At 52.8% G+C, this 10,348-nt stretch carries 9 protein-coding genes and 1 tRNA gene; 3 read left to right on the top strand and 7 right to left on the bottom strand.

Features of this window, described 5'->3' with window-relative positions; translation table 11 throughout:
* Nucleotides 1–173 precede the first annotated feature (173 nt).
* A tRNA-Pro gene (locus tag A7D21_RS33035) sits at nt 174–250 on the top strand.
* A gap of 169 nt (nt 251–419) precedes the next feature.
* Here the strand turns inward: A7D21_RS33035 and xerC are convergent.
* Entirely contained in the window at nt 420–1,739 is a 1,320-nt protein-coding gene (xerC, locus tag A7D21_RS33040; RefSeq protein WP_008432853.1) for a tyrosine recombinase XerC, read from the bottom strand.
* The gene (gene mobH, locus A7D21_RS33045; RefSeq protein ID WP_008432854.1) at nt 1,736–3,622 is read right to left on the bottom strand and encodes a MobH family relaxase; all 1,887 of its coding nucleotides are present in this window, start codon (nt 3,620–3,622) and stop codon (nt 1,736–1,738) included. Before mobH ends, xerC begins: the two co-directional genes overlap by 4 nt.
* A gap of 205 nt (nt 3,623–3,827) precedes the next feature.
* Between mobH and A7D21_RS33050 the strand changes: the two genes are divergently transcribed.
* Nucleotides 3,828–4,316: a hypothetical protein gene (locus A7D21_RS33050; RefSeq protein WP_019821334.1), complete on the top strand. Its 489-nt coding sequence runs from the start codon at nt 3,828–3,830 to the stop codon at nt 4,314–4,316.
* Between the two features lie 235 nt (nt 4,317–4,551).
* Entirely contained in the window at nt 4,552–4,875 is a 324-nt protein-coding gene (locus A7D21_RS33055) for a hypothetical protein (RefSeq protein ID WP_008432855.1), read from the top strand.
* Nucleotides 4,876–4,907: 32 nt separating this feature from the next.
* On the opposite strand, the gene A7D21_RS33060 is transcribed toward A7D21_RS33055, so the two are convergent.
* Genes A7D21_RS33060 through A7D21_RS33080 form a run of 5 tightly spaced genes read right to left on the bottom strand, consistent with a single transcriptional unit; the run spans nt 4,908 to nt 9,556 of the window.
* Complete coding sequence (locus tag A7D21_RS33060) at nt 4,908–6,422, bottom strand: conjugal transfer protein TraG N-terminal domain-containing protein (protein ID WP_008432856.1); 1,515 nt, start codon at nt 6,420–6,422, stop codon at nt 4,908–4,910.
* The gene (locus A7D21_RS33065; protein WP_008432858.1) at nt 6,419–6,799 is read right to left on the bottom strand and encodes a hypothetical protein; all 381 of its coding nucleotides are present in this window, start codon (nt 6,797–6,799) and stop codon (nt 6,419–6,421) included. The genes A7D21_RS33060 and A7D21_RS33065 overlap by 4 nt, the downstream gene beginning before the upstream one ends.
* Nucleotides 6,800–6,807: 8 nt before the next feature.
* Nucleotides 6,808–8,169, bottom strand: coding sequence for an integrating conjugative element protein (locus A7D21_RS33070; protein WP_024073345.1), 1,362 nt, complete (start codon nt 8,167–8,169; stop codon nt 6,808–6,810).
* 20 nt (nt 8,170–8,189) lie between these two features.
* Nucleotides 8,190–9,131: a TIGR03756 family integrating conjugative element protein gene (locus tag A7D21_RS33075; RefSeq protein WP_008432863.1), complete on the bottom strand. Its 942-nt coding sequence runs from the start codon at nt 9,129–9,131 to the stop codon at nt 8,190–8,192.
* Nucleotides 9,128–9,556 carry a TIGR03757 family integrating conjugative element protein gene (locus A7D21_RS33080; RefSeq protein ID WP_008432865.1) on the bottom strand — a complete coding sequence of 143 codons (429 nt, stop codon included), beginning with the start codon at nt 9,554–9,556 and terminating at the stop codon, nt 9,128–9,130. Before A7D21_RS33080 ends, A7D21_RS33075 begins: the two co-directional genes overlap by 4 nt.
* Nucleotides 9,557–10,348 lie beyond the last annotated feature (792 nt).

Genomic DNA, 10,348 nt, shown 5'->3' on the forward strand with positions numbered 1-10,348 from the left:
GACGCTGGAATCAAATCTTAGAATCAGAGGTTCTAGCTCTGATAGAGGCGGTTTTACGGTTTTGGAAAGTGTTACAGCACTTAGATATCGCCGTAGACATGCAGCCGTCTGAGGCGAACAGTAGTTTCGGTTCGTCATGATGTCAATGTGCATAGGCTTTGCGATGCGCATTCCGGGGTATAGCGCAGTCCGGTAGCGCGCCTGCTTTGGGAGCAGGATGTCGGGAGTTCGAATCCCCCTACCCCGACCATATTTAATGAAAAAGGCGTCTTTATGACGCCTTTTTTTGTGCCTTGAGCAAAGTCGTACCGTTCGTCTGGAAAAAATCCGGATTTCGACCTGGTTCTTTATTCCGGGCATGCGAAAGCCTCTGGCCAACCAGAATTCCCTATAGCCAGTGCGCTTTGATTATGAGCGTACTAGGGCGATGCTCTGGAAAATGATGAGCTTCGCATTGAATGCTCAGTTGAGGTGCGTTTCCTGAATGTGCCGACACCAAGCCCGCTCGCCATTAGCGTCAATAGTAGACTCTGCTCTACTTGATCTACTGGTGGGTCCATAGAGCATGTCATTGACTCGCGATGCAGTTGCGCAGATGCGAGCTCGAGAGCCTTCTGTAGCGCGCTTCGGCCAGTCGACTTGGTCCGCCGATCAATACTGACCTCTGTGCTGCTAGATTGTTGTGGAGCTGGCAGCTTCTTGGGCTCTGGTTGAGCGGTTTCCTGTGAATGCACACCTATTTTGGCGGGTAAGGGGGCAGAGGGTTTGCCACTTGGATCAACCCGTGTCACTCGGCTCAGAGCGCCCTGAGCCCGACTCCGCTCATGTAGAACAGCACGCATATGGTCGTAGTCCGCCTCTATGTAATTCATCGTTGTCGCTAGATTCGAATGATTCAGCAGGCTTTTCGTGAGATGAATGTTTCGCTCAGGCTGCTTCATCAAGTCTGTTGCTAATGTGTGCCTGAAGCGGTGAGGGGTCATGCGCACGCCGATCTTATCGGTGAGCTTGCCGTACATTGACTCCACCTGGTCGATGTTCATTTCCTTGCCATGGAAGTGACGAGAGAATCTGTTGACGTTGAACAGCTGATCGTCTGGTGAAAAACCGATTTTCTCGGCCTCCCCCAAGATCCTGGATAAGTGTGGAGCGAGTCCTTCCATAATGGGGAGGAAAAACTCCCGATGGGTCTTCTCTGTTTCACCGCGGACCAAGATCATCTGGCTGTCCCAGTCGATATCTTTGTAACGCAGGCACAGCAGGGCATTCAGACGTATGCCTGTGTAATAAAACATCTCGAAGACGCTGAGCCAGAACCAGGCAGGTGTGATCTGGCTACGTTCATGCGTACAACGTTCTTGGCCTACAAGGGATATGAGCCAGTTGCGTGCTCGTTGGATGGCGTCTCCATTGATTGTCTTGCTGGCTCGCTTTGGTGGGATAACGCTGGTTTTCTTGAATGGGTTGATCGTGGTATGGGTCATCAGGCCGTGTTCTATGGCGTAGCCCCAAACAGTTCGAAGGTGATTTGAATAGGTGTTCCAGCTGCGTTTGGATAATCCGTTCTCAAGGACTTTTTTTCGCCATGTCAGAACCGCACGATGATCGATCTCCTCAACTGAGGCCGTTCGGAAATGCTTGAGTAGTGCTTTGGTCGAGGCGCGATAGATCTTTGCACTGGCAGGCCGCAGATCATGGGCAAAGATGTATTCCTCCGTCAGATTCGAGGGCGTCGTCATTGTGGCGGCTCCGTTGCTTCTGACTTCAAGGACAGGCTGATATTGTCGAAAGGGACCTCAGAGAAGATTGTTCGCGGGTCTAGTAGTAAGTACCCCTTGAGCTGCTTGGATTTTCGAGGTCCAACAACGTCACAGGTCCAAATATTCAAACTCTTATGCGTTTTTCGATGAAGTTTCTGTTTCTCGAAACTACGTTGAACCAGCTGCCAGGCGCTGACTTGCTGTACTTTGGCTTGCTGTTCGATATGGGGGAATTCAAGGACGTAGCGTTTGAAAATTCCAGGCGTTACCAGCATAGCGGTCCCTGCTACGGTATGAACCAGCGCTTTGGTATCGTTGATAATGATGGTCCGGGATGCGATGCCTTTCTTAAGCCATTCAACAAATCCCTGACCGATCTCGGTGTTATTGCTAGGCATCGGAGTGACTTCTTCGATTATTGCTAAAGGCGCACCTCCTTGATTGGAGGTTTGGGAAGGCTGGATTTCATCCAGTTTCGGAGGCGCGGTATGTGCCGCTGAGACCGCTTTGTTTTTGGTGTCTTCTGATGGCTCATTGATGTTACCAAGGAGCGCCAGTAGCTCGTCAAATTCATCTGTACTGCTCGAGGAATGCTGAGGTAGTTCGAACGGTGATGGCTGTGCCGGTGCTAAAGGCGCCGGCACAGGGCTGGATTGAATTTCCGAAGGCAACTTTTTGGCCGGTGTGGCGACGGTATTTTCAGCTGCAGAGTCTTCTACCGGGTTGCCAGCTTCTACCTCAAGAGTCCCAGCGTAAGCTGTGGGCCGATCACTTGGATCATTCCAGATCAGTGCCGGTGAGAGCTTCAGCAGGGTGAAGGTGTTTCGCCAGCCACGACCATTGTCTATCGTGGCTTTCCAGATTGCCTTGTCTTGGGCATTGGTTTGGATTACCCCCTGATCTTGCAGCATGTTGAAGAAAGGCGCATTCGTACTGGGTACACCTTCAACGCCTTTGGTCAGCAAATAGGCTCGCAATTGATCAGCAATAGGCTTGCTAACCAGCCAAAGAGCATCCTGTGTCAGCCATCCATCTGACGGTCCATCGGGTTGATTCAGTTTGAATGTATCTCGGACCAGGTGACGCAACCCATCTGCTAATTGACGCTGCAAAGACTGTTTGGGCGCGGACAGCGCGCGGGCTGGATTTCCACCGAGCTCCTGTGCGACGGACGCCTGATCGGCCTTGACCACGATCTCTCCCAAAATGCCGGCATGTTCGTACTGACCAGCCAAAATGAAGATTAACTGCGACCACACTTCGGGGAAATTACTGAGCCAATCTAAGATTTCTGAGGAGAGGATCTGCGCGTAGATCAGTGCGGCAGCGGCTCCGTGAAGTTGGTAGTTGCGTCCTTTCACGTAACGGAATCGATAGGGACGATCGATTGGGCCGTGCCACGGGTGCCAGGTTTTACCTCCTGCCAGCTCGACGTGCACGTCGACGGCGATCTTGCCGAGGTCGTGTATCAGAGCGCCGTAAGCCGCGGCGGCAGTCCAGGCCTCAGCCTGTGCTGATTGAGACTCCGGCGGTGCGCCTATAGGAAGCAGGTAGCTCTGTCGAATTTTCAAGGCATAGGCGACGATTTCAAGCCCGTGATCCAGCATGCCGCCAGGGTGTGCATGATGGTGGTTTTGCGAAGCAGGGAGCTGCTGGACCAACTCCGCGTAGCGCTCAAGTGGACGCCTATAGAGCTCGACAAACTGTGAGCGAGATAACGATGCGCGCTGCCAAATGTTCTCCAGTAGTTTCTGACGGCGCGGCGATGCCAGTAGTGCTTGGCTAGAGGCCGGCTGTATAAAACCGTTAGGGGAGGGGCTTTGGGCGGGTAGCGCTTTATTGCGGCGGAAAATAGAGAACATCGCCTGCTCCGTAAATGATTCATGGGGCAGGCTTTTCTCCTATCAAAGGGGGGGCGAGCAAGGGGAAAGGATCACTGGTTGCCTCGGGTATTTCTTTTGGCGAAGAGCCATCTTTCTATGGTGGTGACGGAGAAAGGAATGCAGAATTATCGTCGTTTCGGTCTAAGGGCACGGGGCCGCAGATCGACTATGTGAGGAAAAAATGATGGTTTCACTTCGCTACGCTACGAAATCAACCTCAGATAATGTTTGGGCACTTTGTGATTTGATACGTGACAATAAGTGTGATGAGATCATTCTTTTTGCTAGTGTAGGGAATGATCTTGATGATGAGGAAGCAAGGTGGGACAACAACCTTCCTCTGGTTGTCGCCTTAGCTAAATATATTATTCCTCACGTTGATAGCGTCTTGGTCATTTTTGATGGAGTGTTTCTAACCGCTGCGCGTTCCGCTCGTTATGGTGAAGTACGTGAACTGCTGGATGTAGCTATTGCGTCTGACAAGGTTTATTACTCTGGGCAGAGAGCCCCACTTACTAGCGAAATGACTCCTGACGAGGCTGTTTCAACTCTTATTAATTTAGGTTCTATCCAACCGTTGACGGTTGAGTCCAGAGCTGAATACTTTTCTTTGCTTAGTAATTTTACAGAAGACGAGTTAGTTGAAGTTTATTCGACTCGCGAGATGCGTTGATGAGATTGGACCTTTTTCCCGCTGAAAGCGGCCCTTTCGGGTAAGGCTTTTACCCTTGTGAACCATTCCATTCGCTTCTACAAAACCTTTTACCTTTTGGGCCATTTTTGTTGTGAAAGGGGGGCATCTGGTGCTGAAGGCAAAGGCCGTTTGTCTCATGATCTTGCAGCATAGAAAAATCGGTATTATAAGTAATGTCAAATCGCCCCTAGACCGGGTAAGAAGGAGACGCACCATGACCGCACAGACCTCTCAGGGAGTAGCAAGTCGCTTAGGCTATGGCCTGGGTCAGGCTGCGCGCCTCGTTTGGTGCAGTCAGAACCGTACCCTGCGTTGGGTCAAGCGTCTGGTTGTGGCTGCCGTACTCCTATATTTTTCTGCAGACATTTTCAGCGGGATTATCAGCGTTGCAGTATTTACCTTGGTTTTGGGTGGAGGGCTCTGGGCGTTGAATCACAGACCTACGCCTCGCAGAAACCAGATAGAGTATGGTCAATGCTATGGCCCCGATGGCTATGGGTACTATGTTGCTGGTCAACGTGTAGACGACGATGATTAAGGGTCTCATATCAATGATATGAGACCCTTACGTTACATAACGCTACGTTTGACAGTATTCACCCCTTCCTGACCTGCCTTTTGAACATCTTTTGTTCCGCTGGTAAGGCCTTCCAATGCTTTTCCTGCGCTCACCCCTGCCCATCCCAGCGCGCCCATCCAAAACACTGGCAGGATGATGAACATCGAGCCCATCACGAAGTTTAAGATTGCGTCCTGGGTGGCAGTGTTCAAACCCATCACAGGATCAAATGATAAATGCGGAGAACCGGCTCCATATAAAGCGTCCAATATCGTGGTATCGACCCATCTAGCCAGTTGAAACCAAAAGTCCACGAATATCAGAGCGAAAAAAACAACGGACATAGTCATGGCCACTTTTAGTTGGTAAGCCCCGACGATTAGCACCAAGGGAATGCAAATCACCATCGCCATTTTCAAGAACGCCATGACCATCGGTAGCGCCTGGCGAACCATGTCCATCGCTGGAAAATAGGCCATAGATCCTAATGCAACCCCGAGAGTCCCCGCTGCCCGGGCTGCACCATTCCACACAGTTCCGTCGATTTGTCCCCCGTAGTCCGTATAAACATCCCCTTTCACCTGGTTCGACGGCGAGACCAGTTGCCGGACAAGCGAGTCAGTGACTTCGTCCGGGGACAACCACTTTGCCCAGCCGAGCATTTTGGTCATGAGGTCCGGCGACACTTGAGCCTTGATACGGTCCCGCAGTCCCACTCCGCTATCTGACCACCATTGTTTGCAAGTTGGATAGCCCCCACCTCCACCCACTTGTGGTAAACCCACATCACGAGATGCGTTATAGGGCCATGATGCCCTTGGAGTTTTGGAGTAGTCCGTGTCGTAATAACCCGAGGTGTTCAATAAATAGTGCGAACCAATCCAGCTGAGTTCCTGCGCAAAACGAGGGTCATTCCCTTGCGCTCCCAATTCGGGTTGGCGCATGAATAATCTGGCACGGGAGGGTCCATAGCAATCGTGCGTAAAGTCGCCAATTTCCTGAGCCAATAGCGGGTTGTTGATCTTGGTGTTGCTAACTTCCATGCGTACTTGCCGTAAATCAGTCCCGCAGGGAATTGCTGCTACAGCGCCATTGGTTAATCCCTTTGATAATGCATGCATTAATGCCCACCACATGGGCATCTGGGCACTCTTTCCTGCCAGTGAGCTGAATGTTGTGTTCCAGCCTGTGTCTGTGGGTTTAGGTAAGTTGTATTGACATTGCTGAGCTCTACTCTGGTCAAATGCCAAGGTATCAAAACTCACATTGACGGCTGGTACAGCGAAGAATGCGACTACGATGTAGCCAACGTAGATATTGGTTTCGATACGTGCCAGTGAGAGAACGCCTTTGTTGCCCTCATCGGCCCCCTCACCACGGACTTTCAGCCACTCTCGAATAACGATGATGCAGAAGGGGAGGGCGAATAGACCGGTATCTGAAATCATCGCCCAGATACCATTGTTGATGATCCAACCGACCAACGTCAGGTAGTACTCTAAATAGTCATTGGTGTAGAGCGTCACAGAACACCCCCTGCCTGATACAGCACCTTGCTCAGTTCAACCATCAGAAATAATAAGATCACCATTATCTCGATCTTCAACAGGCCTTTGCGCCGTTTCGAGCGTTCTGAGTTCGATAACCGTACCTTGAATTTGAACCAGGCAACGGTCAGTGCGATATAAAGCATTAGGCGCCAGGTAAAGAGCGGCCAATAGTGGTCGGTGCGCCAGGCTTGCCATTGCTCGGCGCTGTCGAACATGTTCATCAGGACAGCGCTGAGTAGGACTACGAGGGCGGCAGTCGCGAGCAAAACACCCAGAACAAGCAGAATGCTCCTCCCGGTTCGTCGAACCAGCGAACGGTTGGGAGCGGCGACAGGCTCCTGTATTTCGGTCATGGCCTTTCTCACTGTTTGTTCTGGGCGGGTGACTGCAACTGGTCCAATCGATTCGTTTCTGGGGCTCCCGGGGACACGCCACGAGAGTCTTCTGCCCGTGCTTTGCTGCGTTCAATGATGGTCAGAGGCGAGTTCTTCGCGAGCTGCTGACGCATGTCCAGTTCCATTTTGAGGTTGCCGATCTCCTGTTGCAGCGAGGAGCTCTGCTGGCCGACTGCCTGGACGGCGAGGTCATTAGCCGCGACGTTCGGTTCCCGACTGCCTGCCATCAAGGTGCGCTGTAGGGTCAGAGCTTTCTCCAACACATCGGACAACGCGACTTCGGAGGCAAGCCGGCGAGCGAGTACGTCCTGGTCGCGCTCATCCTTGAGTGCTGCTACAACGCCTCGGGTGATGGGTAACGAGTTGCTGCTCGCTGCTTCCAGGTTTTCTAGCGACAGCGTTTTGCTTCCGCTCAGCAGTTCCTGCAGGGCCTTCAGCTTGGTGTCGTACGTTTCCTGGATCAGCGGCGTGAGGCCGACGCCTGCGGCTGTCACCGTTTTAGGGCAACTGTCACAGGTCTGCTGTTGTTGTTCACCCAGGACACGATTGGCAAAGGTGGTGGCTTCCTGGGGCGATGACCAGACATTGCACACCATGCCGTTGTTGCAGTTCGCTTTACTGATGGATGCGGTGTCGCCGGCCGCGCGCTTGTTCAGAAGGTTGTAGCCCGCCTTGGTGACGTCGCCTACGATACGAATTGGCTTCTGACCGGAACCACCTGCTCTATCACCACCAACCCAAGTGACGCCATCGTTTCCACCTTTCTTTTCGACTTGTTCCACCGCCGACACTGCGTCTGTGTTGGATGTTAGCGCCTGACTCATAGCCTGACCTTCAGCAAGCTTGCCCCAGCCCATTTGGTTACCGGCGATATCCGCCATCTTTTCGCCAATGGCGCGGCAGGTGCCTTTGGAGCGGTCGAAGTCCAGGCGGGCCTGCAAAATGCCGTTGGTGATGAGGTTGTATAGCGCCGGGTTCGCACGTTGAAGAATCAGTGCCGGCAGCGAAGCCACGGCGCTGGTGGCGCTCTGTACCACCGAGCTCATGATGTTTTTGAAGCCGGAAGTGGCACCATTCAATTGGTTTTCAAGGGTTGTGCTCAGGCTCATGTTTCCGCAGATTAGATTGGTATTCCAACCGCCTCCCACAGAAATACTATCCATGTTGCCTGCGCTCCCCATGGTGACTGCGTTGCCGCCGCCAATGCTATACAGCACGTTGTCCCCAATGACGCTTCCGGAGGAGGAGACGTTGATTGGATCAGCAGAGAGCGCTATTGCACTGCTGAGGCTGCAGGCGAGCCCTATCGCCAAGGTAGTGAGTTTCATGCTTTGCTCCGATCGCTGTTTCATTGGAAGTCCGTACTGCCGAGGAAGGTCTGTCCTCGACGCTGGCAACACGAATAAGGGCGCCAGAGTGCCCAGGCGTAGCCGCCATCCTGCGCATCGATGTTCGGATCGATGGTGGGAAAGGTTGCGCAAGTCGGGTTGAGGACTGGGGTGAGCTCTTGCCACTTACCAGTGGAGGCGTCACCTTCGCGTAGCGGCCCTGCGGGCCAGTAACCGGGGTAGGGAAGGGCGAGCATCGGCAAGTAGACATGGACCTGGCCTGGGCGGGTAACCACGTCGCCGGCACGCTGCGCAATAACTGCGCCCGTTTTGTAGTCGTCAGTCTGGTTAAGGAAGCCGCTACGCGGGTAGACGTTCCCCCAGCTGCTTGCTGAGAGCAGGCTACCGACTTCGCGCATGCCCGGAATGAGTGCTTCGGGGTATACGGATTCCGGGACGCCGTATCGCCAAGCAATGGGGTCAAGGGTGCTCAGAAAGTAAGGCACAAGCGGTAAGGTTGCGCCTTTGCATACATAGCCCGAGGCGCTGGCAAACTGACTCAACGCCGCACCACCTGGATGGCCGATGACATCGGCTTCCTTAAATTTGATGATGTTGTTCTCTGCAACGTGATTGGTAGTGCCGTCGTTGCCCGCTTGGGCCATCGGATTCGGGGTGCCAAGAGGTGACATCTCTATCCAAGGGTTCATCCCGGTATTCGCATATGCAGACACCACAGCGTCCGGTACGTAGTGACGAACCTTGGTCGAGGTTTTGACTTTGCATCCGAATGGCGTGCAGAGCAGCCAATAGCAGATGCCGACCACTTTGTACTCCAGGCAGGTTGGTGACAGGGTCGAGGCAATAATCGCTGCCGAGTTGATCGCAGCCGATGCACTGAATGACAGGCTGAAAGTGATAGCCAGCGACAAAGGCCGGATCGCAAAACGTGAGCGTCTCATCGTGACAGGCTCCGTGCTCGTTCAATCAACGCGACGGCTTTAGCTGCGTCAGGCTCGCCGTACACGACGTAGCGACGATCTACGACCACGGCTGGGAGTTTTTCGACTCGCAGGCTCCAGGCGTCTATGACGCCCTGCTGGGCTTGGGCCAACTCGTTTTGCAGATGCTTCCCTGCAGGGCTGACAAGGTAGCGTTGAATGGCCGCTTCTGCCTGGCGTGGATCGGCGGGTAGTTGGTTGGAAAGTTGTTCTTCAAGGCGCTGCTGATCATCCAGGAAGATGACGCGAGCGCCAGAAGGTGCGGATACTGGATGTGCTCGGTTTGTAATGACCCACGTCTCCGCGTGGGACGCAGTTGACAAGAACAGTAGCAGTGAAAACAGCCAGCGCCGCGTTTCGCTAATGTGGGTAAGGATCTGGAGCATGGCACCGTACCTGATATGGATTCAGGTACAGAAGACCGGATGGCTGTCTTGAGCGCAGTAAGAAATAGGAATTTGGAAGCTTTGGGTATTTGAGAGCGACGAATTCGTGTGGGTTGGATTAGAGATGGCACTTGGTCGGCTCAAATTGACGACGCAGTGAGTACGCAGTTAACTGGCTATCCACACAGCAAGAGTTCAAGCCAAGTTTATGAGGCGACCCTTCTTGGCCCCATCGCCGCCGATGGTCCACAGTACGCCAGTCGGACGAGTCTCGCCACCGCCCCACGACATAACGAAAAATCACTTCTATTGAAGCTTCGGGCGACATCAACGGCAAAATGCTCGCCCTGCCGATATCGTCAGCGGGTTTGGTCGTGCTGGAGAAAACAACCTCAAGATTCGAAGGCTTTATCTTTATCCTTGGGCAGGCAGTAGTTTGTGCTGTCCTGCTTGAGATCCTTCACGATCAAATGTTGCAAACGGAGCGCCTGCTGCACAGCTTCAATGTCATCTTCGATGACGTTAAGGATAAGATAAAAACCTATCCTCCGAGACCGTATTGCTGTTAAAGACCATCCTGCCGATTGCGTTTTCGGTGCTCTACGTAGTGCCTAATTTCCGCAGCCCATGAGGCTTTTGTGACACGTTCGTAGTCTCATTTAGCTACGCCCAAACGATTCATCCGCCTGTAGCGGTCAAAGCCGCTTTTCATAATAGGAAGATATGCATTTTTATAAAAAATCTCTAGATGCTCCAGGTGGGATACGAGTTGATTTCTGATGGTCGTATGAA

The sequence above is a fragment of the Pseudomonas sp. AP19 genome, assembly GCF_001728855.1.
Lineage (GTDB): Bacteria > Pseudomonadota > Gammaproteobacteria > Pseudomonadales > Pseudomonadaceae > Aquipseudomonas > Aquipseudomonas fluorescens.